The following is a 23,119-nucleotide window of genomic DNA, read 5'->3' as shown; positions in this document are numbered from 1 at the left end:
TCCGGCTGAATGCCGATCTCCCGCAGCGATTTCACACTGTGCTGGGTGGGCTTGGTTTTCAACTCACCGGCGGTTTTAATATAGGGAACCAGGGTTAAGTGGACATAAAGGGTATCTTCAGGGGAACGTTGCAGGCCGATCTGGCGAATGGCCTCCAGGAAAGGCAGGCTTTCAATGTCTCCCACCGTACCACCGATTTCCACTAGGACGATGTCATACTCGCCATCCAGACGCGTCACCGCTTCACAGATTGCGTCGGTCACATGGGGAATCACCTGTACGGTTTTGCCCAGGTAATCCCCGCGGCGTTCTTTCCGGATCACCTCGAAATAGATGCGTCCGGCCGTCCAGTTGTTTTGTTGGGAAGTGGTACAGGATGTAAAGCGCTCATAATGACCCAGGTCGAGGTCCGTTTCCGCTCCATCCTCGGTCACAAACACCTCTCCATGTTGAAACGGGCTCATGGTACCGGGATCCACGTTGAGATAGGGATCGAGTTTGATAATGGTGATGCGGTAACCGAAAGACTCCAGGATGTTGCCGATGGATGCGGCGGCCACGCCTTTGCCCAGGGAGGAGAGTACCCCGCCGGTAATGAATATGTACTTCGTCTGTTTCACTCATTCTCTCCCAGTTTGGCCTCGATACGGGCAATATCTTCGGGCACATCCACCCCAAAAGAAGGCTCCATGCTTTCCACCACGTAAACGCAAACCCCGTTTTCCAGAAACCGCAACTGCTCCAGGCGCTCCTGTGTTTCGAGCAACCCCGGCTTCCATGAGACAAAGCGTTTCAATACGTCCATGCGCATGGCGTAGATTCCCACATGCTGAAGGTAGCCCTGCTCCCGCGGATCTGACGCCCAGGGAATGGGTGAACGGGAAAAGTACAAAGCGCGGCGGCGGCCATCCAGAACCGTTTTTACCACATGCGCGGATATCAGATCGGCCTGTGCACCGCCGGCGTATGCGGCGGTAACGACGGGGCAATCCACCTTTGCGAGGGCCAGGGTGACACGGCGGACCAGTTCGGGATGAATCAGGGGCTCATCGCCCTGGATATTGACCACGGCATCAATCGGCTCGCGGCAAACGGCTTCATGCACCCGGTCCGTGCCGGAGCGGTGATGCGCGCCGGTCATGGTCCAAGTTCCGCCGAAGCGTTCCACCTCTGCGGCAATGCGTTCGTGATCGGTCGCCACGACAATGCGGCGAAAGCAGGCGGCGGCTTCTACCCGGCGGTAAACCCGCTCAATCATGGTCCGGCCCTTTATGACGGCCAGGGGTTTTCCGGGAAAGCGGGTGGAATCCATGCGCGCCGGAATCACTGCGTCAACGTTCACGGGTTTACAATTCCTTTTTCCCCTTTTCTTCAGTGGATTTGGAAACGACCTGCTGATTGCTACTCTCCAGGACTTTTAATTCCATCTGACATGAGCCCTGAAAAAAAGCGCCTTCTTCGATCACCAGTTTCGGAGTCACCAGTTTTCCGGAGAAGCGCCCGTTCGCGAAGATTTCCGCCCGCTCCTTGGCGATCACGTTTCCCTTGACCCGGCCGTTGATCGAGATATTGCGAACCACGATGTCAGCATCCACGTCACCGCTTTCACCGATGATCAGGTTCTGTCCGCTGGTTACTTTTCCTTTCAGAATTCCGTCAATACGCAGAGAATCACTGAAACGCAGCTCCCCGTTGAATTCGGTGTCTTTATCGATAAAGCCGCTCATGCGCACAAAGTTTTCGTTTCTGGCCATGGCCGATTACTCCTTTGCTTTGCCGTTCAAGAACATCTGGTACAAGCGCTCAAATTCATCCAATTTGGAAAAGTGGATTTCAATGCGACCGTTTCCCCGCGCAGAGTAAATCAGTTTCACCTTGGTGGCAAACAATCGCGCCAGTTTTTCTTCCGTACGCTTGATGTCAGGATCCGCGGCTATCGGATCCGGCGAAGTCTCATGGTAAAAATTCTTGACCAGTTTTTCCGTCTGGCGCACGGAAAGTTCAGCGGAAACGATGCGGTCAAACACGTTCTCGATATCCCGGGGATCGCGAAGGGCCAGCAGCGCCCGGGCATGACCTTGAGACAGTTGGCGGCGGACCAAACCCAGTTTTACACGGTCCGGCAAGTTCAACAGCCGCAGCAGGTTGGTGACGGTGGAGCGGTTCATTCCCAGTTTTGCGGCCGCCTGTTCCTGGGTAAGGCCATGTTTTTGCATCAGCATGTCAATGCCCTGGGCGACTTCAACGGGATTCAAGTCTTCGCGCTGAATATTCTCAACCAAAGCCCCAACCATAACTTCGTCGATTTCCAGGTCCCGCACGATGGCTGATATGCGTTGCCAGCGCAATAATTGAACGGCACGCCAGCGCCGCTCGCCAACGATCAAAAAATAGCGGTTTTCCCGGCGATAGACGGAGATGGGCTGGATCAACCCGGATTCACGGATCGATTCGGCTAATTCCCGGATCGACGACTCATCAAAATCCTTGCGGGGTTGAAAAGGATTGGGATGGATATCCGATACATCGATTTCACGCAGGCTCGAGTGCCCGTCTTCCTGGGGCTGGTTGGCGATAATCGCCTCCAAACCTTTGCCCAAAACGCGGCGTTTCATGGGTTCATTATCTCCCTGGCCAGCGCCATGTAGGCCCGGGAGCCGGCTGATTTAATGTCGTAGAACTGGATGGGCCGACCAAAACTGGGCGCTTCGGAAAGGCGCACATTGCGGGGTACCATTGCGGTGTACACCTTGTTTTTAAAATATCCGCGGATTTCCTGCTCCACCTGACGAGACAAATTCGTGCGTTCGTCGTACATCGTCATTAAAATTCCCTCGATCTCGAGGTCGACGTTGAAGTTTTCCTGGATGCGGTGAATGGTGTTCATCAAGTCGGAAAGCCCCTCCAAAGCGTAGTATTCTGCCTGGATCGGGATCAAAACCGAATCCGCGGCGGTCAACGCATTGATGGTCAACAACCCCAATGAGGGCGGCGAGTCGATAAACACAAAATCATATCCCTCACGAACCGATTCAAGGGCACGACGCAAGTAGGTGTGATTTTCCTCATCATCCGCTGTTTCCAACTCAAATCGAGCCAGGTTCCGCGATGATGGGACGATTTTTAAAAAATCCAGGTCATTGGACACAACCACTTCTTCTATCCTGCTTTGGCCGATCAACACGGAATACACATCCCGCTGAACCTCTGTTTTGTCAATGCCGAAACCTGTAGTGGAATTTGCCTGGGGATCCAGGTCAATCACAAGCACACGTTTTTCCGCAATAGCCAAAGCTGCTCCCAGGTTCACGGCTGTGGTGGTTTTTCCCACACCGCCTTTCTGGTTGGCCACGGCAATTACCTTACCTTTTGGCGCTGATTGTTTCACGTGAAACATTCTCCATTTTTAGAATTTTAATTACGTCACGGAATGGGATATTATAGATGGTCTGGTGAATATTTTCCAGCGGGATTTTCAGTTTCTCGATCTTTTTCAGTGAAGTAATGCAAACCACTTCGCGCACATCTTTATGAACGAGTGGTTGAACCAGTTGCGACAAATCGGGAAAGCCCCGAGAAACCAGGACGTTGTGTTGGGATGGAGATGGGAAAGTGAAGTTCTCCAACCTTTGACAAAAAACTTCGGCGTTTATTAAACCCAGGTGAGATACGGCGCGGCGCAAGAACCCGGCTTTCTTTTCGATACTCTCCAACAAGATAACTCTCCGCTGCGGAAAAAAAACAGACAGCACAATTCCCAGCAAGCCGTTTCCGCTTCCCGCATCCACAACACAGCTACCGCCGATCATGCGAGCTAGGCGCAGGGTTTCGTTCACCAGCACCTGGAGTTGATCCCGAGTGATCCTGCGACTGACCAGGTTGATCCGCTGATTGGATTCAAGCAGAAAATCCAGGTATTTTTGAAGCACTTCCGCATCGGGCAGCCCATCGCTTCCCGATGCGTCCATTTCGAATTTTATTGGTTCCGGGATCGTCAGTTTGTTTTATCCTTTTCGTTGCGTAAACACATAGGTAACCGCCAACAGCAACCACACCACCAATACAAGCGGGGCCAATCGGCCGTTGTCACGAAACAGGAAAAAGGGTGACAAAACCACGATCAGTACCAGCACCAGCACCAATATGCGTTGGACGGCTTTTTGAATCATGATTCAACCCCGGACGCTTGCAAAATCAACACAAGCATTTTCACCATACCTTGGATTTTTTTTTTGTCAAGCCTTGACACCCCCTTTTCACCGCTGTACCATTCCCGGTATACGCCCACGAGATAGATGGAAATGGTTTTTTTCACATTTGTTAATAAAATTGTGGAAATTTAGTATGAATTACTTTGATCTCACACGCAACTATCTGAAAGAGACTTTGGACAGTCCAACGTTTTTAAAATGGATTGAACCCCTCTCTTATATCGGTACCATGAACCAGATCGTTTTTGTGGGCTCCCCGGATCCGCAAAAAACCCAATGGATCAAATCCAACCTGCTGGAAAGACTCAATCAATATATGGAGAAAGAGTTCCAATGTTCATTGAAACTCGTTCCTTTATATGAAGAGATTGAAACCGAAACTTCGCATCCAACGGTTAGATCCGACTTAAATGGAGAGCCGGGAAATTTTGTCTCCAATCTCAACCCCAAGTACACTTTCGAAACCTTTGTGCAACTGGATTCCAACCGCATGGCGTATTCTTTCGCTTACAGCGTATCTGAATTTCCCGGCAAATCTTACAATCCGTTGTATATCTACAGTGATGTGGGCCTGGGCAAAACCCACTTAATGTACGCCATTGGCAACCGCATTCAACGCAATTCCGACATGAAAGTCATTTATCTCACCACCAGTGATTTCATGAACGAATATGTTGAGTATACCCGTTTCAACAAACGTTCGGAATTTATCCGCAAGTACACTTCCGTTGACGTACTGTTAATCGACGACATTCAGTACATCACCAAGTGGGGTGGCACAAGCGAACAGTTTTATTACATTTTTAACAAGTTGATCCAGGAAGAAAAACAGATTGTATTGTGTTCAGATACCCATCCGGATAACATCCCCTACTTGGAAAACCGCATTAAATCCCGTTTTGAATGGGGGGGCATCGTCGATATTCTTCCCTACGACCTTGAAGGCAGAATCGCGATTCTCAAACAGAAATTGTCGGAAAGAAAAAGTTTGATGTTGAATCACTTTGTGATCAACGAAGAAGTTCTCTATTTTCTGGCCTCTTCAATTAAGGAAAATATCCGTAAACTGGAGGGCGCTTTGAACCGCCTGATCGGTTATGCCAACCTGAAGCATCCGGATACCAATGGGGACCGCATCACCCTTGAGTTCGCCAAGGAAGCACTTAAACCGTATATTACCCTGTCAAAAAAACAGGTTACCGTGGAAAGTATCCAGGAGTATGTAGCCAAACGCTTTAATATCCGCACCGAGGATCTGAAATCCCGCAACAACTCTCCACGGGTGGCCCATCCCCGGCAAATCGCCATGTTTATCTCCAAGCGCGTAACCCGACATTCTCTGGCGGAAATCGGCCAGCAATTCGGAGGCAAGCATCACACAACAGTTCTGCATTCCATTAAGCGAATTGAAGAGAAGATGGGCACGGATCCGGAGTTTTCAAAAGATGTGAAAGCCATTCTGAAATTTTTCAACAACGAATGATTTCCACTACTTTCTCTTGTTTTCCACATTGCTTTGCAAGCCTCTATGCTTTTCAGTCCGCGGGTAATCGGGGTTATTCACTTTTTCACGCTGGTTTCTTTTTTATCTTTCTGGTATATACTAAGCATATTCTAATAATAAAAATAGGCAGGAAAAAATGAAGATTTTTGTGGAAAAGTCCATTTTCTCGAATGAACTCAAATTGTTTCAGGGTATCTTTGAGAAAAAGACCCTGATGGAGATATTGCAGAATATCAAGGTGACCGCTTTTGAAAATGGAGTGCTGGAGCTGACGGCTACCGATCTTGAAATCGGCTTACAATCTTCGGTTAAAGTTGATGTGCGTGAGCCCGGTTCCTTTACGGTTAACGGCCGGGATTTCTATGACCTGATTTCCCGCATGCCCGATGGTCCGGTAGAGATATCGGAAAACAACGACCTGCAGATTGTCATTAATAACGCGAGTAAGACCAGCAAATACAAACTGATGGGTATGCAGTCTTCAGAATACCCCAATCTTCCTGAATCCGATTTCAGTCAATCGATTCACCTGAATTCCGCCAAGCTGCAATCCATGATCAACAAAACCTATTATATTATCTCTCCGGAGATGAAGTTCAATCTGGGTGGGGCTTTGCTCAGCCTGGGATCGGAACGATGGGAAATGGCTTCCACAGACGGACACCGGCTGGCGTTTTGCGCGGTGGATGAGTCGATCAGTACCGGAGAATCACTGGAATTTATTGTTTCGAGAAAAACCCTGCTGGAGTTGTTGAAGGTGGGGGAAGACCTGGATATCGATTTCGCTTTTGACAAAAACAACTTGTTTTTCAAGGCCGGCAATCGCGTGTTATCCGCGCGCATTATTGATCAGAAGTTTCCCAATTACCGTGCAGTTATTCCCGAATCTACCCGTTTCAAAGCCGGCTTGAATGCGGAAGCATTGTTAACCACCCTCAGGCGGGTGCTGGTATTCAAGACCCGAAACAACGGCGTGTTTTTCCGTTTTGACAAAGGCAAACTGATTTTGGAACGATCCACGCCCGAGAAAGGCGAAGCCCACGAAGAGTTGCAGATCGAGTATTCAGGAGACGATATCAAAGCCGCTTTTAACGGACATTTCGTGCTGGATTTCTTGACCCATGTGGAAACCGAGTCTATTGAAATCGGCATGAATGATGGGGAAAATTCATTTGTATTTAAACCGGTATCTTCGCAAGGTGTAGATTTTATCTACGTGGTGATGCCCCTGAATTTGTAAGCAACCTTGATTGTTCACGGTCTCAAGATCGCCGGGTTCCGGAATATCCGTGGGCGAAATCTCGAGTTTGGTTCCGAAAAAAACCTGATTTTTGGACGCAATGGTGCGGGAAAAACCTCGATCATTGAATCCATGTTTGTAACGGCTTTCGGAAAATCATTTTTGAATGTCACCTTGGACGATATGATTCCACGCGGTGATTCGCGCTTTGATTTTCAACTTGGTATTGACCAGGGGCAAAACCGGCGTGAAATCCGATGTTTTTCTCCGGGAAAACGCTTACATATCGAGTTGGACAAGAGGAGGGTACAAACCACGAAAGTCCGCGATGTGTTTTATCCGGTGTTTTTTTCATCCACGGCTTTCATGCTGGAAATTGAGTCGGTTCCTCACATGCGCAGAATGGTGAATCGCTTTATATGTGGTGTAGATTCACTTTACATACGCTACATTTTGAGTTATAATCAAGCGTTGAAGCAAAAAAACCATTTGCTGAGATTTCGTCCGCAAACAACCGAGATCAGCGGATGGAATCAGGTGTTGAGTGAAATGGGGGCCCGGATCATGAATGCCCGCAGGGTTTTTGTGGATGAATTAAACCGGGAGATTCGGAATCAGGGCAAGGTAGAGATGAAATTAGTATATTCTCCTTCCGTTTCCGTGGAAGTGCAAGGCGAAACCAAAGGGTTTTGTGCCGAACTAGCCCGGGTTTATCCCATTGAATCCAGGTACCGGCGTTCAGTCATCGGGCCTCATCGGGATCGATTTGACATCCAGCTGGGCGATGTTTCGCTGAAATACCACTCTTCCGGTGAAAAGAAACTCCACCTGCTGCTGGCCTATATCGCGTTTATCCAGCTGTATCAAAAAGTCAATCGCGAATACCCGGTTTTTCTCGTGGATGATTATGACACGGCGATGGATAAACAAAATGTGGGGTTTTTTATGGATACTTATCCAGATATACAGGTGATTGCCACCTCGGTAAACCCGAATGGGCGGTTTGATCGTCAGATCGAGTTGGCCCGGGAGAATTAAGACGTGACAGACAACCAAAAAAAGGCGACTACGTATACCGCGGAAAACATTAAAGTTCTGGAAGGATTAGAAGCGGTCCGGGTTCGGCCGGCCATGTACATCGGAAGCACGGGAACAACCGGACTTCATCACCTGGTGTATGAAGTGGTGGACAACTCCATCGATGAAGCCATGGCCGGGCACTGCTCCCGCATTGACGTTGTGATCCATTTTGATAATTCCGTTTCAGTCATGGACAACGGTCGCGGCATTCCCGTGGATGATTTCAATGGCGAGGGAGTATCCGCGGCGGAAGTGGTTATGACGCGCCTGCATGCCGGTGGAAAATTCGACAATGATTCGTACAAAGTGTCTGGGGGATTACATGGCGTCGGTGTTTCCGTGGTCAATGCCCTTTCATCCAAACTGGACCTGGAAATCAAGCGGGACGGGCATATCTTTTTTCAAAAATACGAATACGGCAAAGCCTTGACGCCTTTCAAAAAAATCGGTAACTCCAAGCGCACGGGCACCAAGATCACTTTCTGGCCCGACGACGAGATATTTGAAACCACGGAATACGATTACAGCATTCTGGCCAAGAGAATGAAGGAACTGGCGTTCCTGAATCCCGATGTCACCATCCAATTAAAAGACGAACGCACCCATACCGAAGAGACGTTCCACTTCAAGGGCGGCATTGCTGAATACGTCCGCTACCTGAGCGGCAATAAAGAATTGATCCACCCCAAGCCGATTGTGTTGACTACCAAGAGCGCGGAAGGCGAAATCGACATCGCTTTTCAATATATTAATTCATTTAACGAAAACCTGCTTTCCTTCGTGAATAACATCAAAACCGTTGAAGGGGGAACTCACCTGACCGGATTTAAGGGCGCGATCACGCGCACCATTAACTACTTCGCGCAGAACAACAACTTGATCAAAGACCTAAAAACCGGCTTCACCGGGGATGATGTGCGCGAAGGCCTGGTGGCCGTGGTATCGATCCGCATCAAGGATCCGCAGTTTGAGGGTCAGACCAAGGCCAAGCTGGGGAATTCGGAAGTCAAGGGAATGGTGGAATCTTTTGTAAACGAATCCCTGGGACAGTATTTCGAAGAAAATTTTGCGGTTGCCAAAGCCGTTATCGGCAAAGCCCTGATGGCTGCCCAGGCGCGGGTGGCTTCGAGAAAAGCCAAGGACCTGGTTCGAAAATCAAGCCTGTTGGAAAACACAACCCTGCCGGGAAAACTAGCGGATTGTCAGTCCAAGGATCCGGCGCAAAGTGAGATCTTTATCGTGGAGGGAGATTCCGCGGGAGGTTCCGCCAAGAACGGCCGGGACCGGAGATTTCAAGCCATTCTGCCCTTGAGAGGAAAGATCCTCAATGTTGAAAAAGCCAGTACCGCCAAGATGCTGGAAAGTCAGACGATCAACACGTTGATCGCGGCGCTGGGCGTGGGTATCGGTAAAGAACATTTTGATGTCGAAAAGCTCCGATATCACAAGATCATTATTATGACGGACGCTGACGTGGATGGAGCGCATATCCGCACGCTTTTGATGACGTTCTTTTTTAATCACATGCGGGAGCTCATAGCAAGAGGCCACCTCTACCTGGCCCAGCCGCCGCTGTACATGATCCGTAAGGGTAAAAAACACCTGTATCTGAAAAACGAGAAAGAAAGGCTGGATTTCTTTTTTAAACGCGTGGGAGAGGAAGCCCACATCATCCTGGGACCGGGCAAAAACGATGTGCTTAAAAACACAAAACTGGTGCGCTTTCTGAGGCTGATCAACAAAAAGAACATCTTGATTGATGACATTGAAAAGCAGGGCATTCCCCGGGAACTGACGCTGACATTGATTGAAATGATCCGCGACGAAGACACGTTCCGCAGTCGTGAAAAAACCCTGACTGTCGCGGAAGCCCTGCGCAAGCTGGAATGCTGTCGCGTTGTGGATGTCGGCTTTCAGGAAGAGTACAACACCCATTGCCTGGAAGTGGAGTACCAGTTGAACGGCGTGGTGATGCACCGTTCCGTGAACTGGGAATTTTTAACCGGGCCTGAATTTGCCGAAGTAAACCGCGTGTTTGAAAAAATCAAGTCCTTTCCCGAACCCCCGTACAAGGTGGTATTTGGCACCAGTGAAAAAGAAGCTTCCCATCGCAGCGAACTGGTGCCGCTTTTAATGGATTATTCACAAAAAGGCATTTACGTGCAACGTTACAAGGGGTTGGGTGAGATGAACCCCGTCCAACTTTGGGAAACCACCATGAACCCGGCCAACCGCACCTTGCTCAAAGTGCAGATCAACGATTCCATCCAAAGTGAAGACCTTTTTGATACCTTGATGGGAACCGATTCCAGCAAGCGGCGCGAATTCATCCTGGAGAACGCGCTGAACGTGCGCAACTTGGATGTGTAAGGAAAAACGACCATGGCAGAAAGAGATATCCTGATCGCCCAAGCCGTAGAAGACGTCACCATCGAGAATGAGATGAAGACGTCTTACCTTGATTACTCCATGAGCGTCATTATCGGACGCGCCATCCCCGATATCCGCGACGGGCTGAAACCGGTGCACAGGCGGACGTTGCTCTCGCTGCATGCCACGGGTACGCATCACAACCAGCCCTATAAAAAATCAGCCCGCATTGTGGGTGACGTGATCGGCAAATACCATCCGCACGGAGATTCCGCGGTATACGATACCCTGGTGCGCATGGCGCAGGATTTTTCACTTCGATACCCCCTGGTTGACGGCCAGGGAAACTTCGGCTCCATTGATGGGGATCCGCCCGCCGCCATGCGTTACACGGAAGTCCGCCTGCAGAGAATCGCCAACGAGTTGCTGCAGGACCTGGACAAGGAAACGGTAAACCAGCTCCCGAACTACGATGGGTCGTTGACGGAACCAGAGATATTTCCGGCGCTTCTGCCGGTTTTATTGCTCAACGGCAGTTCGGGTATCGCCGTCGGCATGGCCACATCCATTCCCCCTCACCATATCGGCGAATTGATCGATGCTTTTGTGTACTTTCTGGAACACCGGGAGGCATCGGTTGCGGAACTCATGGAGATCGTCAAGGGCCCGGATTTTCCCACCGGAGGTTTTGTTTTCGGGCGCCGCAGTCTTCTGGATGCCTATGAAACAGGTCGCGGTACCATTGTGGTTCGCGCCAAGGCGGTGGTGGAAACCGACTTGCGCAATCGCCAGCGTATCGTTGTCACCGAGATTCCCTATCAAACCAACAAGGCGCGCATACTGGAAAATATCGCCCAACTGGTTAAGAACCGTCGCATTGAAGGCATCAGCGATCTGCGCGATGAATCGGACCGCGAGGGCATGCGCATTGTCATCGATATCAAACGTGATGAAATTCCCGAAGTCATTCTCAACTCCCTGTACAAATACACCCAGTTGCAAACGACTTTCTCCATCAACCTGCTGGCCATTGTCAATCAGCAGCCCCGCCAGTTCAACCTGATCGATTACTTTAATTACTTTCTGGGCCACCGCAAAGAGGTGGTGCGGCGCCGCTCCCTGTTCGAGTTGGACAAAGCGGAAAAACGCGCGCATATCATTGAAGGGTTAAAAATCGCCCTGGACAACCTGGATACCGTGATTCGCCTGATCCGCAGCTCAAAGAACCGGCAACAGGCAAAAGAGAGGTTGTTGGCGGCTCTGCCCTTAACCGAGGTGCAGACTGATGCCATTCTGGACCTGCAGTTGTACCGGCTGACCAACCTGGAAGTCGACAAGCTGGAAGCCGAGTACGTGGAATTGCTGAAACTGATCAACTACCTGCGGGAGCTTCTGGATAGCGAGCGCATGATGCTGAGTGTCATAAAAAAAGAGTTGCTGGCCGTACGGGACAAGTATCAGGATGAGCGTCGCACCACCATTATTGAACAGGATTTGTCCGATATCCGCATCGAGGACCTGATTAAGGACGAGGATTTCGTGATCCTCTACACGCGCAACGGATATATCAAGCGCACTACCCTGAGCACTTACCACAACCAGAACCGCGGCACCATAGGGCGCCGCGGGGTCAGTTTGCGCGAAGAGGATATGATATCCCGCGTGTTTGTGGCATCCGCCCACGACTATATTCTCACTTTTACCGAAAGGGGGCGCATGTTCTGGATCCGGGTGTACGACCTCCCGGAGGGCGACACCACCAGCAAGGGAAAACCCATCAACCGCTTCCTCGGTATCGATGGCGAGGACAATGTTTGTTCCGTTATCAACATCAAGGAGTTTTCTTCGGACCGTTACGTGATGCTGTTTTCCCGCCAGGGTTATGTGAAAAAGACTTCCCTGGCGGCGTTTTCGAACCCGCGCAGCAATGGCATTATCGCCGCCGATGTTCCAAAAAACGACACCTTGTTTGAAGCCCAGATTTCAAATGGCGACAACGATGTCATTGTCGGCACCCATTTGGGCAAGGCGTTGCGCTTTTATGAAAAGGACGTGCGCGAAATGGGCCGCACGGCCAGGGGCGTGCGCTGTATCAGGCTGGGAAAGGGGGATTTTGTGGTGGGAGCGGCCGTAATCGGTGAAAGCGACCAGACCATTCTGACGGTGACGCAAAACGGAATCGGTAAAAAATCGGACCTGGACCTGTATCGCATTCAGACCCGCGGCGGTAAGGGTCTCATCAATATCCGCTATACTGAGAAAGTCGGCCGCGTTATCGGCCTGGTCACACTGGGTTCCTGTGATGACCTGATCCTGTCTTCGCGCAAGGGCATTGTCAATAAAATCTGTTCAGACGCCATCCGCTCTCAGGGACGAGCGACCCAGGGAGTACGGCTGCTGCAGTTGCGCGAAGGAGACCAACTGGTCTCTTTGGAAAAAGTACGCAGCGACGAAGAAAAACCCGTCTTGTGACTTTTCGTTGATTCGGGCCGGAATTTGTGATACAACCGCGGGCGGAGATCCGAGCCCATGCTTTTTCCCATAAAGGATTACAATCCGACCCAAAGACCCGCGGTGTTAACCGTACTGATCATCCTCGTGAACGTGGGGGTCTTTTTCACGCAGGCGTTGTTTTCCGATCTGCAGTACCAGGTGGCCCGTCACTCCATGATTCCCTGGGAAATCACCCACTTTGAGCGCATCGATCAACCCATTGCGATTAGAGAGACGGCGGATCCCCTGACCAACCAACCGCAACGGGAGCCGGTTTACCGCGAAAACGCCCCGTTCATGACGATCCTGTTTTCGATGTTCATGCATGGATCCTTGATGCATTTACTGGGTAACATGCTGTTTTTATGGATATTCGGTAACAACATCGAAGATCGTCTGGGGCCCCTGCGTTATCTACTGTTTTACCTTGCCTGTGGTGTTGGGGCCAGCCTGCTGCACGTGTTGTTCCATCCCGGTTCCCTGATACCCGTGATCGGAGCCAGCGGAGCGGTTTCCGGTGTGATGGGCGCCTACCTGCTCCTGTTTCCCCGTGCCAAAGTCCGTTCGTTGCTGCTTATATTTATTCTGGTCACATTCGTGGATATTCCCGCCGCGGTCTTTCTGGTGATCTGGTTCGTGTTCCAGTTTTCCTACATCGGTGGCAGCGGCATTGCCTGGGCGGCCCATGTGGGCGGGTTTCTAATGGGAATGCTTTTGATTCACTTCTGGCGCAAGCGCAATCCCGGGTCGCCTGTAGTGATCCTGGAATAGATGGCGTGCCGCCGGTATGCGGCGTGGTGAATGTTCCCCAGCCTGTCACTCGTTGGGTGTTGCGCGATTTTCCTTATCCAGCAACCATTTCAAGGTCAGGGGCCCGATGAGTTGGTTGATGAATATGGCAGCCAGTATCAAAACGCCGACCGATTTTCCCCAACGCGGGAATTGTTCCGTGATAATGGTGGCCAATCCAAGTGACAACCCCGCCTGGGAAACAAAAGCCGTCCAGCCCCGATGACGAAGGTGCAACGCCTTGACGGAAAACTGAATTCCAATCCATGTTCCCGCCCATTTGAAAAACAGGCGCAGCACCACCAGCGCCATTGCCAGAATGCCCACGGTATGGAGCAAATCCAGGCGCAAAGCCGCCCCGGCAAGGGTAAAAAACAACACGTACACCGGCGGAGAAATCGCTTCAAGATGGTCCATCAGGCGGTCTCCTTCGCGGCTGAGGTTGACCACCAGAAACCCGGCGGTCATCATGATCAACAAGGGGTGAAGTCCAAGCGGCTCAAAAACTTCGTATGAAAAGAAACATACTGCCAGGATAAACACAACCATGTGATTTTTAACGCGACTCAGGCAAACAATAATTAGTCCTCCGATCAACAGCCCGGCCAGAACGGATCCGAATATCTGCATAAAGGTGCCGCCAATGCTGGTAACGGTTTCCGACTCCGCCGGATTCAGCGCGTGGGCAATGTTAAGTCCAATACAAAACAGAAACAGGATCACGATATCCTTAAGCATGACTACGCCCAGAATCAAATCGGTTGTGGCGGAACGTTTTCCCGATTCCACGATCACGGCAAGCGTGGTGGATGGAGAGGAAGCGGTGGAGACGATCCCGATCAACAAACCTGCCGACAACACTCCGGCCGTGTCGGCAAACGGCACGGGAAACACCCATGTGGCCAGTATCCAGAAACCGGCGCTCATGCCAACAATCATGATCAAGGTCTGCATGGAAAGCACCCACGAAATCACGCGAAAATGGGGGCGCAAACGCGCCAGGCGGATCTCGCCGCCGGCGGTCAAGGCAATCAGAGAGAGAGCAAGACCATTGATCAGCTGCAGGTCCGAGACATGACTTTGGGTGATATTCTTGAGGCCGAATGGTCCGATCAACATCCCGGCCAAGAGATATCCCGTAATTGAGGGCAATCCATGTCGCTTGGCCAGGCGCCCGGTCACATAGCCGATCAACATCATCAGCCCCATTGCGTATGCCGCACTGGCCGAAATATCGATCAAAGCCACCCGGGGCATCAGCGCTCCGAAAAGGATTAGTCCCAGCAACAGCAACAAGTTCATGATTTCTCTTTTTTGCCGACCGTTCTGAAAAATCCGACCGTTCCCGTCCATTCTCCGATCAGCAAAGCAAACACAAATACGGCTGTCGCCCAGGCCATCCATTTGGTTTGAAACCGTTCATGAATTTCAAGCAACACGGCCGGACCGATTCCACTCATCGGCAATAAGAGAAATGCGGCCTGTTTTGTGAATCTTGAGGGGGCGTAATGCCAGGGGCGGGTAAATGCGATCGCCACGCGTTTGGACCAGTACTTGCCCAGAACAAGCAGCAACGCCACAACCAATGGCGCCCATCCGATGGGAAACGCGTAAACGGGCAGTGCGATCATGAACAGCAGGTAGAGTGGTTTTTCCACTGGCGTCAAGCGCTTTTGAAACCAGGCATGCCTCCGGGTGAAATTGGTAAAGGTGATGCCCGCGGTCATGGTGACAAACAGCATGGAAAAACGCAACAGGTACGCGGCTCCACTGAGCGCAAACACCAGTCCGAAGAGGATGGTGGAAACTTCAAGGGGGTCTTCCACTTTTCTAACCATATAGTGGACCACATAACCAGAGATAATTCCGAAACCGACTTGCAGGCCGAGTGAAAAAAATGCATTTAATCCACTGGCGCCGGTGGAAACCAACAATGGCAGGATTGCGGCGACCAGAATCGGGAAAAAATTGTCAATCGCCGCCACAAAACAGCACATGCGGTACTGCCTGCCCGCATACCGATACCGGCGCATGGCCCAGAAAACGAACGCGGTACAACTTTCAGAAAGCAGGACGGCCAATATGACCACAAAAGAAATGGCCACAGATACCGAAAAGTGAAAAAATTGAGTCAGCGCGATTACCAGGAACCATCCCATCACGGTCAGCATGAGAGCGGGGAAAAAGAACAGTGTGCCCGCGGAGAGAAACCAGCCAGGGGGGATGCGTTTCAAGTATCGCCATTCCAGTTGAAACCCATATAGAAATCCGATCCATCCCAACCCGAAATGAATCAGGGGGCGCAAGTGCGACAGCACGTCTGTCGATATCAAACCCAGCCCATTGGGGCTGATAAGGACTCCCAGCAATAGAAAGCCCGTGCCCGAAAAGAGAAAATATGTCAGGGGAGATCGCTTGCGATCCATTTTGAACAAGGGAATAGAGCCGACAAAGGTCACCAGCAGCAAAGCCGCAAAAATAGTCAGGGAGCTCACGATCCAGGTTCCGGTTTCAGCCCCCAGGCATCAATGACCGGTATAAAAAAGAGGATACCGTTGCCGTTGTCCTCAAGTGGACCCAGAATTTTTTTCAGTACGTTTTTTACGGCAGGGCCCTTTTCGTCCTGAATGACGGAAAGAACGGTTTTATTGTAGGGCCGGTTCCCGGAGAACATGAAGCGCAATCCGGCAAAAACCGGCACATCTTCAGCCAGAATGTGGCCCATTCCGACTGAATCCACGATGGTCGCACCGGTGATGCCGATTTCCAGATATCCTTCCAACACCGATTCCAGCAATTCTTCGCGGTTTAGAATCAAAACCGCCAACATCATGGGCGAATCAACTCGTCTTTTTGAATCAGAACCCGGTATATCTCTTTTGCGTTCGCAACCGTGCGGGTTGCCTCCACGATGTCGGTGTTGTCGACCATGCGGGCAATATGTGCCAGTGATTTCAAGTGCAGCCCCACATCACGATCGTCGCTCATAATTAAAAAAACCAAAAAAACCGGCTTTCCATCCGGGGCCTGGAAATCCATGCCTTTGCGGATGCGGGCGACACATATAAAAAAGCGGGAAAATTCATCTGAAAAGATGTGAGGCGCAGCCGCACCCTTTCCGATGGCGGTGGATTGTACCTTTTCACGGCGGATGAAAAGTCTTTTAATTTTTTCCGGTTGCGAGATGTGATTCCTTTCCTTTAAAAATCTAGCAAATGCCGCGTAAAACTGATCTGTATTCGCATATTCCTCGCAATCGAATACATCCATGGCATCCAAATAATCATTGAGGTTCATTCTATTTTCCTCCAGATATCGTCTTTGGTTTCCCACTGGCTGTCCCGTCCAGCGGAGTGGAGTACCATTGTCAACGTGTCATCGCGATCCAGTCGGAACGGCATGTTCCAAGGATCCATGATCTCTTGTCGATGGCGGATATAATCCGGAATCAGCAGGTCAAGCAATTCGGGATACTCTCCGTGATCAATGAAGTAGGCGTTCAAGGCTTCACGAATGCGCACCAACCGGGTTTGCAACAGCACGAGCTTTGCCTCGTTGGTCAAATTGCGCTTTTGCTCCACCACGCTTTCTCCATCGTTGTTGCGCAGCGTGTAGATCACTCCGACAACCACAACCACAACCAGTAGTCCAATCACCAATCCTCTCATGCGCCTATTCTAGCCCAGAGCAAAAAAAAAGCCAATTCACCATAGCGGAGCCTTTTTCCGTACAGCAGTTGGAACCGTGCTATAATATCGATTATGGCCGTCAACGATTCCACCCGCATTCAGTTGCTGCGGCAACTAGAGATTTTCGCCGATCTGGATGCATCGGACATTTCCCGTTTGGGTAATTTGTTTAAAGAAAAAGTGTTTGATGCGGACGAAGAGATTTTCGCGGAAGGAGACGCCGGCACGTCCATGATGGTGGTGGCCTCCGGTACGGTTCGGATTTCTCAGAAACCGGATGCCGACTCCGAGGAAGCCCTGATTCTGCTCAAGGCTGGAATGGTCTTTGGCGAGATGGCGCTGTTGGAAGAACTTCCCCGCAGCGCCACGGCCATTGCGCACACGCCGGTGATGCTTTTTGAAATCTCCCGAGAGGAATTTATGCGCGAGATTGCGGAACATCCACTTTGCGGGGTCCGAATCCTGTTGCAACTGGCGCGTATCCTGTCCGCTCGTCTCCGGGAAACCGACCTGAAGTTGAAAACCTTTATCAATCTGGCACGGTGGATATAGAAGGAGAGTTGGAAAGAAAAAACAAGTTAAGAGAGTTGAGGAAGTTGATAGAGGAAAAGAAGTGCTCGCCAGGTGAAATGGTTTTTCTGGTTTGCTTTTGCTTTCGACTTTAGACTTTCAACTTTTCTCTTTTCACTGGGAAAGGAAAAAGGGTTTACTATCCCCTCCACTTTGGCTACAATTGGTTGAGAAATATCGGGTTTGACCCGATACCACCAGGAGGCAAAAAATCATGCGAACCAAATTGGTTTTTATCACAGTCATGTTGGGGATAGTTATATCGTCAAGCGGATTACCCGGTTGTACCAACTTTATCATCACGCGTGGAGCATCCGTGGACGCGTCGGTGATCGTGACCTATGCGGCGGATTCTCATGTGCTGTACGGCGAACTCTATTACCGTCCGGCCGCGGTTTATGCGCCGGACACCATGATGGACATCGTAGAATGGGATACGGGCAAATTCCTGGGTCGCATTCCCCAGGCTGAACGCACCTTTTCCGTAGTGGGAAACATGAATGAGCACCAGGTGGTGATTGGAGAAACCACGTACGGCGGGCGCAAAGAGTTGCGCAATCCCGAAGGCATCATGGATTACGGCAGCCTGATGTACATTGCCCTGCAACGCGCCCGCACCGCCCGGGAGGCCATTCAGGTGATGACCGGCCTGGTGGCGGAACATGGCTACTACAGCTCGGGCGAGTCCTTTTCCGTGGCCGATGCCCGGGAGGCCTGGATCCTTGAGATGATCGGCAAGGGACCCGGCCGCAAGGGAGCCGTATGGGTGGCTCGACGCATTCCGGATGGGTTTGTTTCCGCGCATGCCAATCAGGCCCGCATCCGTCGCTTCCCGTTGAACGATCCCAAAAATTGCCTTTACGCACCGGATGTGATTGAGTTTGCCCGCGAGATGAAGTATTTTTCCGGTGCGGACGCGGATTTCAGTTTTGCCGATGCGTACGCTCCCGCGGACTTCGGCGCATTGCGGTTTTGTGAAGCCCGGGTCTGGAGCATGTTCCGGCGTGTGGCCCCCTCCAGTGACTTTTCCCTGGATTACGTAATGGGCAAAACCGCGGACGCCGAGCCGCTACCGTTGTGGATCCGCCCGGACCGCAAAGTGTCCGTACGGGACTTAATGGAGCTGATGCGGGATCATTTTGAAGACTCCCCCATGGACCTCAGCAAGGGTGTGGGAGCCGGTCCGTATGCATGCCCGTATCGCTGGCGGCCATTAACCTGGAAAGTGGATGAAAAAACCTATTTCAACGAACGGTCCACCGCCACCCAGCAGACCGGATTCTCATTTGTTTCGCAAGCCCGCGCCGACCTGCCGGACCCCATCGGCGGCATCCTCTGGTTCGCGGTTGATGACACCAACAGTTGCGTGTACGTGCCCATGTACTGCGGAATTTTGGCTGTTCCCCACGCCTATGCGGTCGGGACCGGAGATTTCAACACATTTACCTGGGATTCGGCTTTCTGGGTGTTTAATTTCGTTTCCAATTACTGTTATCTGCGCTATTCCGATATGATCCGGGATGTAAAAGTGGAACAGCAGCGCCTTGAAGGGAACTTCCTCTCTGAAGTACCTGGAATTGATCGGGCGGCCGCAAGTCTTTACAAAGAGTCGCCTCGCCGTGCGCGGGAATACCTGACGCGTTTCAGTTTGGAAGCGGGACAAAAAACGGTTTCAACCTGGCGCAAACTGGGCGAACATCTATTGGTGAAATACCTGGACGGCAATGTCAGGGATTCCCAGGGCAAGGTAACCCACCCGGGTTATCAGCAAAGCTGGTACCGGCGGATTGCTGAAGAAAGCAAAGATTCTCTGGCGGTTCCGGAAGCCGATAAAGAGTAATTTCAGTTCCGCTGTTCAGGCTGCATCGGACCGCGGGCGCCCAGCTTTTTGCCCTGCCAGGTGTCCCGTTTGCGCATCTCCTGGTGGATACGGTTCAACGTATCGACTTTGTCCAGGGCCCAGACGGGGGCCACGAAGAGTTCCCGGTTCCGTTCACCGGTTAAACGGTGAACCACGATGTCCGGGTCCAGGGATTCCAGCAGGTCCGCCACCAGTGTGACGTATTGCTCCTGATTGAACAGGGGAATGTTTCCCTGCTGATACAAGGCTTCCAATTGCGTCCGCCTGAGAACATGCAGCATGTGGAGTTTGATGCCGCGCGGTTTTATGCGGTTCATCTCCAGAATCGTGGACCGCATCATGTCCGTTGATTCCCCGGGTATGCCCAGGATCAGGTGCACAAGGACATCCAGTCCACAATCTTTTAAAGCCCGAAAAGCCGAGCGGAATGTTTCAAAGTCATGGTGACGATTCAGGAATTTCAGGCTGGTTTCATGGATGGATTGCAATCCCAACTCCACACATACGTATCTCTGCTTGGACAGGTCTATCAGAACTTGAAAGACATCCGTGTGGAGGCAATCCGGGCGGGTGCCGATAAACACCCCTTTTACCTGGGGAAAACGCAACGCCGGGGCATAGAGTGCGCGCAATGTGTCCGCGGGCGCGTATGTGTTTGAAAATGCTTGAAAGTAGGCGATATAATGAGCGTCGGGTTGGTTTTTGATATGAGATTCGATCTGAACGTCAATCGGCAGCGGGGTCTTTAACAACGGGCCGGACCCGAATTGATCGCAGTAAATGCAGCCCAGCGTGTCCAGCGTTCCGTCGCGATTGGGGCAGGAAAAACCGGCATTCAGGGGAATTTTTCGTGTCTTGTGACCAAATTTTTGCCGGAAAAAGCGATTGGCTGTAAAATAGCGTTCATTCATCCAGGAGTTGAGTGATTTTTTCCAGCAGTTTATTTAAATCCACGGGCTTTTCAAAAAACGCGTCCACGGATTCTTCCGCCATCACTTGTTGAATTTGGTTTTTGGCATAAACCCCAGACAAAACAATGGTGGGGATAAACCATTTTGTTTTAATCGCTCGCACCAGATCCAGTCCGTGCTCACCGGGCAAAAGCAGATCGGTAATCACCAAGCGGGGCACTTCCGATTCCAACCGGGCCAGCGCCTCGGAACCGCTTTTGGTGGCGGTTACCCGGTACCCTTTATCTTGAAGACAACGTACGAGCATTTCCCGGATTTCCACATCATCATCGACAATCAATATGTGATGTTTAGCCATTTTGTTTTACCCTTTGGTATACTAGAAAGTACTCGTCAAAAGACCAGAGTACAAACGCCACGGATGTAACGGCGAAAAACTGCTTGAAAACAGTTAAACCAAATGCCGGGTTTAGATCAATAATATAAATAAAGATCAACAGGCTGACCAGAAAAAAGGTGATTTTTCCAAGCGCGATCGAGCCTTTAATCAAATGCTTTTTCTTGTACATTACCGATGATACCAGCAGTATTACTGTGTCGCGCGTTATGATTGGAATGGTGAGCCAGAGCGGAAAATCCGCCACGATACTCAAGGCCACAATCGAAAACAAGGTCAACAATTTGTCGGCCAGAGGATCCAGTATTTTGCCCAACTCCGATTCCAGGGAAAATTTTCGCGCGAAGTAGCCGTCCAAAAAATCGAGCCCCAAGGCAAAGGCGTACACAAAAAGCAGCCAAAAATAGCGCCCGATCGTGAAGTTCAGAATCCAGAAAAACACCAGCGGAATCAGGAGCAGGCGCATTCCACTAAGGATGTTCGGAAGCGTCATGACCCGTTTCATGCATAGAAAATATATGATTCGCGCGCAAAAAGCAATAACCCCGTGAGCTTGCCGTTAACCCGGCTTTCTGATATTAGTGTTTCATGCCCCAGCATGATTCACGCGACGAGAAAGTGAATTTTCACGAATGCAGCCGTGACTATCGTTTTTCCTGTGACTGGGTGTTCAATCAGTTGGTGGTGCTATGTGACGGCAAGGTGGTGTGCGGCTGCGCCGATCCCTACGGGCGCCGTCCCGTCGGCGACCTGGAACATCAATCGATAAAAGAGATCTGGAATTCTCCCTTGGTGAGGCAGATTCGTCACGATCTCAATGAAGGCCATTGTTGTTTCTGTGATGAATGCGGTCTGAAGCAACGCCTGCCGGAGGGTGTGGCACCTCCGCAGCGGCCGGAAACGCTCGAACGATTGCCGCGCCTTTTTTTTGAGCCCACAATCCAGTGTAACCTGTCCTGTTTTCGAGCCGTTTGCAACCGGGAATCTGGAATCCACCGCACCCGCCGGCGTTCGCGTTTTCCCCTGGACGCGTTCAAGCGCCTGATGGATGAAGTCGGACCCGAATTGATCCGGCTGGACTTCTTTAACTACGGTGATCCGTTTATGCATCCCCGGGCCGTTGATATGATCGAATACGTGAAAGCCCGATATCCCCATATTTATGTTTATTCCAGCACCAACGGTTTGGTGTTGACTTGGGAGAAAATTGAGCGCCTGGTGGCCGCGGGAATGGATGAGATCACCTTCAGTGTGGACGGAGCAGACCCGGAAACGTACGTTAAGTATCGTTGCGGTGGGGATTTTGAGAAGCTGATGCGCATCATGTCTCAATTTGTGGTCTTGCGCAATCAGGCCGCACACGAAGTACCGTTTATCAACTGGCGCTACATCCTGTTCCGCTGGAACGATAAAAAACCGCAAATGCAGGCAGCCCGGCGCATGGCCGCTGAAATCGGGGTGGATCGCTTGACCTGGGAGATCACCGACCATCCTCCGGAAGCCTATTCGCGGCGTTTTCTCTTTAAAAGCAGGGCCTGGCGGCGCATTCGCCATGAAATCTGGGATTCCAGCCAGATCGGCAACGCGATCCCCTGCAAGCGTTTTTTGGCGCGAATCCGCCCTCCCCGCGAAACCATCCTTGCCTCTTCCGAAAGGGAAACCGTAATCCCGGTGCAGGTGAAAAACATTGGCGGGGCGCTGTGGCGGCACAATTCCCGTTCCGGACGGCGCCTGGTTCGCTTGGGGGCCCAGCTTCACGACAATCATCGCGGCATGCTGGAATTGAATTACGCCAGGGCCTTTCTACGCAAATCCTTGTCCGCCAAAGAAAAGGACGTTTTGTCCATCACCCTTCCCGCTATTGAAAAGCCGGGCCATTACTGGTTGCGTTTTGATATGGTTCTGGAAGGGGTGGATTGGTTTGCTTCGGCCGCGTCACCAGTGGCCTGGCGTCGGCTTCGGGTTTTGAATTAACTGTTGTTTTTTTTGCTTCCGGTTTGATTT

At 51.1% G+C, this 23,119-nt stretch carries 23 protein-coding genes; 9 read left to right on the top strand and 14 right to left on the bottom strand.

The annotated features are described in order from the left end of the window. The 6 genes from ENN40_05465 to ENN40_05440 form a co-directional block, all read right to left on the bottom strand. Positions 1-620: CTP synthase (locus ENN40_05465; GenBank protein HDP94794.1), on the bottom strand; the 620-nt coding region annotated here is incomplete at its 3' end. Beyond that, complete coding sequence (kdsB, locus tag ENN40_05460) at positions 617-1,342, bottom strand: 3-deoxy-manno-octulosonate cytidylyltransferase (GenBank protein ID HDP94793.1); 726 nt, start codon at positions 1,340-1,342, stop codon at positions 617-619. The genes ENN40_05465 and kdsB, both read right to left, overlap by 4 nt. Before the next feature lie 4 nt (positions 1,343-1,346). Further along, complete coding sequence (locus ENN40_05455; protein HDP94792.1) at positions 1,347-1,754, bottom strand: polymer-forming cytoskeletal protein; 408 nt, start codon at positions 1,752-1,754, stop codon at positions 1,347-1,349. Positions 1,755-1,760: 6 nt separating this feature from the next. Continuing rightward, the gene (locus ENN40_05450) at positions 1,761-2,615 is read right to left on the bottom strand and encodes a ParB/RepB/Spo0J family partition protein (protein ID HDP94791.1); all 855 of its coding nucleotides are present in this window, start codon (positions 2,613-2,615) and stop codon (positions 1,761-1,763) included. Further along, on the bottom strand, positions 2,612-3,397 hold the full coding sequence (locus ENN40_05445) for a ParA family protein (protein HDP94790.1): 786 nt from the start codon (positions 3,395-3,397) through the stop codon (positions 2,612-2,614). Before ENN40_05445 ends, ENN40_05450 begins: the two co-directional genes overlap by 4 nt. Continuing rightward, positions 3,363-3,968 carry a hypothetical protein gene (locus tag ENN40_05440; GenBank protein ID HDP94789.1) on the bottom strand — a complete coding sequence of 202 codons (606 nt, stop codon included), beginning with the start codon at positions 3,966-3,968 and terminating at the stop codon, positions 3,363-3,365. The genes ENN40_05445 and ENN40_05440 overlap by 35 nt, the downstream gene beginning before the upstream one ends. Before the next feature lie 199 nt (positions 3,969-4,167). On the opposite strand from ENN40_05440, the gene dnaA reads away from it, so the two are divergent. The 6 genes from dnaA (at position 4,168) to ENN40_05410 (ending at position 13,669) form a co-directional block, all read left to right on the top strand. Next, positions 4,168-5,694, top strand: a complete 1,527-nt coding sequence (gene dnaA, locus ENN40_05435; protein ID HDP94788.1) for a chromosomal replication initiator protein DnaA — start codon at positions 4,168-4,170, stop codon at positions 5,692-5,694. Between the two features lie 157 nt (positions 5,695-5,851). Then, a complete protein-coding gene (dnaN, locus tag ENN40_05430) occupies positions 5,852-6,955 on the top strand; it encodes a DNA polymerase III subunit beta (protein HDP94787.1) in 1,104 nt (367 codons plus the stop codon). A gap of 6 nt (positions 6,956-6,961) precedes the next feature. Beyond that, entirely contained in the window at positions 6,962-7,993 is a 1,032-nt protein-coding gene (locus ENN40_05425; GenBank protein ID HDP94786.1) for a hypothetical protein, read from the top strand. 3 nt (positions 7,994-7,996) lie between these two features. Then, positions 7,997-10,405, top strand: a complete 2,409-nt coding sequence (gene gyrB / locus ENN40_05420) for a DNA topoisomerase (ATP-hydrolyzing) subunit B (protein HDP94785.1) — start codon at positions 7,997-7,999, stop codon at positions 10,403-10,405. Positions 10,406-10,417: 12 nt separating this feature from the next. Next, the gene (gene gyrA / locus ENN40_05415; GenBank protein ID HDP94784.1) at positions 10,418-12,877 is read left to right on the top strand and encodes a DNA gyrase subunit A; all 2,460 of its coding nucleotides are present in this window, start codon (positions 10,418-10,420) and stop codon (positions 12,875-12,877) included. A 57-nt stretch (positions 12,878-12,934) separates the two neighbouring features. Continuing rightward, positions 12,935-13,669 carry a rhomboid family intramembrane serine protease gene (locus ENN40_05410; GenBank protein HDP94783.1) on the top strand — a complete coding sequence of 245 codons (735 nt, stop codon included), beginning with the start codon at positions 12,935-12,937 and terminating at the stop codon, positions 13,667-13,669. Between the two features lie 45 nt (positions 13,670-13,714). On the opposite strand, the gene ENN40_05405 is transcribed toward ENN40_05410, so the two are convergent. Genes ENN40_05405 through ENN40_05385 form a run of 5 tightly spaced genes read right to left on the bottom strand, consistent with a single transcriptional unit; the run spans position 13,715 to position 17,355 of the window. Further along, positions 13,715-15,091 (bottom strand): cation:proton antiporter, encoded by a 1,377-nt coding sequence (locus ENN40_05405; GenBank protein HDP94782.1) that lies wholly within the window; start codon positions 15,089-15,091, stop codon positions 13,715-13,717. Beyond that, entirely contained in the window at positions 14,986-16,182 is a 1,197-nt protein-coding gene (locus ENN40_05400) for a hypothetical protein (GenBank protein HDP94781.1), read from the bottom strand. Before ENN40_05400 ends, ENN40_05405 begins: the two co-directional genes overlap by 106 nt. Next, positions 16,179-16,520, bottom strand: coding sequence for a hypothetical protein (locus tag ENN40_05395; GenBank protein HDP94780.1), 342 nt, complete (start codon positions 16,518-16,520; stop codon positions 16,179-16,181). The genes ENN40_05400 and ENN40_05395 overlap by 4 nt, the downstream gene beginning before the upstream one ends. Then, on the bottom strand, positions 16,517-16,984 hold the full coding sequence (locus tag ENN40_05390; GenBank protein ID HDP94779.1) for a PTS sugar transporter subunit IIA: 468 nt from the start codon (positions 16,982-16,984) through the stop codon (positions 16,517-16,519). The genes ENN40_05395 and ENN40_05390 overlap by 4 nt, the downstream gene beginning before the upstream one ends. Next, on the bottom strand, positions 16,981-17,355 hold the full coding sequence (locus ENN40_05385) for a hypothetical protein (protein ID HDP94778.1): 375 nt from the start codon (positions 17,353-17,355) through the stop codon (positions 16,981-16,983). The genes ENN40_05390 and ENN40_05385 overlap by 4 nt, the downstream gene beginning before the upstream one ends. 93 nt (positions 17,356-17,448) lie before the next feature. Here ENN40_05385 and ENN40_05380 point away from each other — a divergent pair, with 93 nt between their 5' ends. After that, positions 17,449-17,928 carry a cyclic nucleotide-binding domain-containing protein gene (locus ENN40_05380; protein HDP94777.1) on the top strand — a complete coding sequence of 160 codons (480 nt, stop codon included), beginning with the start codon at positions 17,449-17,451 and terminating at the stop codon, positions 17,926-17,928. A gap of 232 nt (positions 17,929-18,160) precedes the next feature. Then, positions 18,161-19,786, top strand: coding sequence for a dipeptidase (locus tag ENN40_05375; protein ID HDP94776.1), 1,626 nt, complete (start codon positions 18,161-18,163; stop codon positions 19,784-19,786). Between the two features lie 2 nt (positions 19,787-19,788). Here ENN40_05375 and ENN40_05370 read toward each other — a convergent pair whose 3' ends face one another. The 3 genes from ENN40_05370 to ENN40_05360 are packed head-to-tail and all read right to left on the bottom strand — an operon-like array spanning position 19,789 to position 21,620. Continuing rightward, complete coding sequence (locus ENN40_05370; protein HDP94775.1) at positions 19,789-20,718, bottom strand: TIGR01212 family radical SAM protein; 930 nt, start codon at positions 20,716-20,718, stop codon at positions 19,789-19,791. Next, positions 20,711-21,076: a response regulator gene (locus tag ENN40_05365; protein HDP94774.1), complete on the bottom strand. Its 366-nt coding sequence runs from the start codon at positions 21,074-21,076 to the stop codon at positions 20,711-20,713. Before ENN40_05365 ends, ENN40_05370 begins: the two co-directional genes overlap by 8 nt. Continuing rightward, positions 21,069-21,620, bottom strand: coding sequence for a CDP-alcohol phosphatidyltransferase family protein (locus ENN40_05360; protein ID HDP94773.1), 552 nt, complete (start codon positions 21,618-21,620; stop codon positions 21,069-21,071). Before ENN40_05360 ends, ENN40_05365 begins: the two co-directional genes overlap by 8 nt. Before the next feature lie 83 nt (positions 21,621-21,703). Between ENN40_05360 and ENN40_05355 the strand changes: the two genes are divergently transcribed. Next, positions 21,704-23,089 (top strand): radical SAM protein, encoded by a 1,386-nt coding sequence (locus ENN40_05355; protein HDP94772.1) that lies wholly within the window; start codon positions 21,704-21,706, stop codon positions 23,087-23,089. The last annotated feature ends 30 nt before the right edge of the window (positions 23,090-23,119 follow it).

Source organism: Candidatus Aminicenantes bacterium (assembly GCA_011049425.1).
GTDB lineage: Bacteria > Acidobacteriota > Aminicenantia > UBA2199 > UBA2199 > UBA876.
Note: the sequence above shows the minus strand (reverse complement) of the source record. Positions and strands in the feature narration are given on the sequence as shown.

Excerpts from the sequence above, each read along its gene's own strand:
- ENN40_05395 (HDP94780.1), bottom strand. The coding sequence starts at position 16,520 with ATGATGTTGGCGGTTTTGATTCTAAACCGCGAAGAATTGCTGGAATCG.
- dnaN (HDP94787.1), top strand. The coding sequence starts at position 5,852 with ATGAAGATTTTTGTGGAAAAGTCCATTTTCTCGAATGAACTCAAATTG.
- ENN40_05355 (HDP94772.1), top strand. The coding sequence starts at position 21,704 with ATGCCCCAGCATGATTCACGCGACGAGAAAGTGAATTTTCACGAATGC.
- ENN40_05360 (HDP94773.1), bottom strand. The coding sequence starts at position 21,620 with ATGAAACGGGTCATGACGCTTCCGAACATCCTTAGTGGAATGCGCCTG.
- ENN40_05375 (HDP94776.1), top strand. The coding sequence starts at position 18,161 with ATGCGAACCAAATTGGTTTTTATCACAGTCATGTTGGGGATAGTTATA.
- ENN40_05385 (HDP94778.1), bottom strand. The coding sequence starts at position 17,355 with ATGAGAGGATTGGTGATTGGACTACTGGTTGTGGTTGTGGTTGTCGGA.
- ENN40_05390 (HDP94779.1), bottom strand. The coding sequence starts at position 16,984 with ATGAACCTCAATGATTATTTGGATGCCATGGATGTATTCGATTGCGAG.
- ENN40_05450 (HDP94791.1), bottom strand. The coding sequence starts at position 2,615 with ATGAAACGCCGCGTTTTGGGCAAAGGTTTGGAGGCGATTATCGCCAAC.
- dnaA (HDP94788.1), top strand. The coding sequence starts at position 4,168 with ATGATTCAACCCCGGACGCTTGCAAAATCAACACAAGCATTTTCACCA.
- gyrA (HDP94784.1), top strand. The coding sequence starts at position 10,418 with ATGGCAGAAAGAGATATCCTGATCGCCCAAGCCGTAGAAGACGTCACC.
- ENN40_05380 (HDP94777.1), top strand. The coding sequence starts at position 17,449 with ATGGCCGTCAACGATTCCACCCGCATTCAGTTGCTGCGGCAACTAGAG.
- ENN40_05365 (HDP94774.1), bottom strand. The coding sequence starts at position 21,076 with ATGGCTAAACATCACATATTGATTGTCGATGATGATGTGGAAATCCGG.
- ENN40_05445 (HDP94790.1), bottom strand. The coding sequence starts at position 3,397 with ATGTTTCACGTGAAACAATCAGCGCCAAAAGGTAAGGTAATTGCCGTG.
- ENN40_05405 (HDP94782.1), bottom strand. The coding sequence starts at position 15,091 with ATGGATGGCCTGGGCGACAGCCGTATTTGTGTTTGCTTTGCTGATCGG.
- ENN40_05410 (HDP94783.1), top strand. The coding sequence starts at position 12,935 with ATGCTTTTTCCCATAAAGGATTACAATCCGACCCAAAGACCCGCGGTG.
- ENN40_05440 (HDP94789.1), bottom strand. The coding sequence starts at position 3,968 with ATGGACGCATCGGGAAGCGATGGGCTGCCCGATGCGGAAGTGCTTCAA.
- ENN40_05370 (HDP94775.1), bottom strand. The coding sequence starts at position 20,718 with ATGAATGAACGCTATTTTACAGCCAATCGCTTTTTCCGGCAAAAATTT.
- ENN40_05455 (HDP94792.1), bottom strand. The coding sequence starts at position 1,754 with ATGGCCAGAAACGAAAACTTTGTGCGCATGAGCGGCTTTATCGATAAA.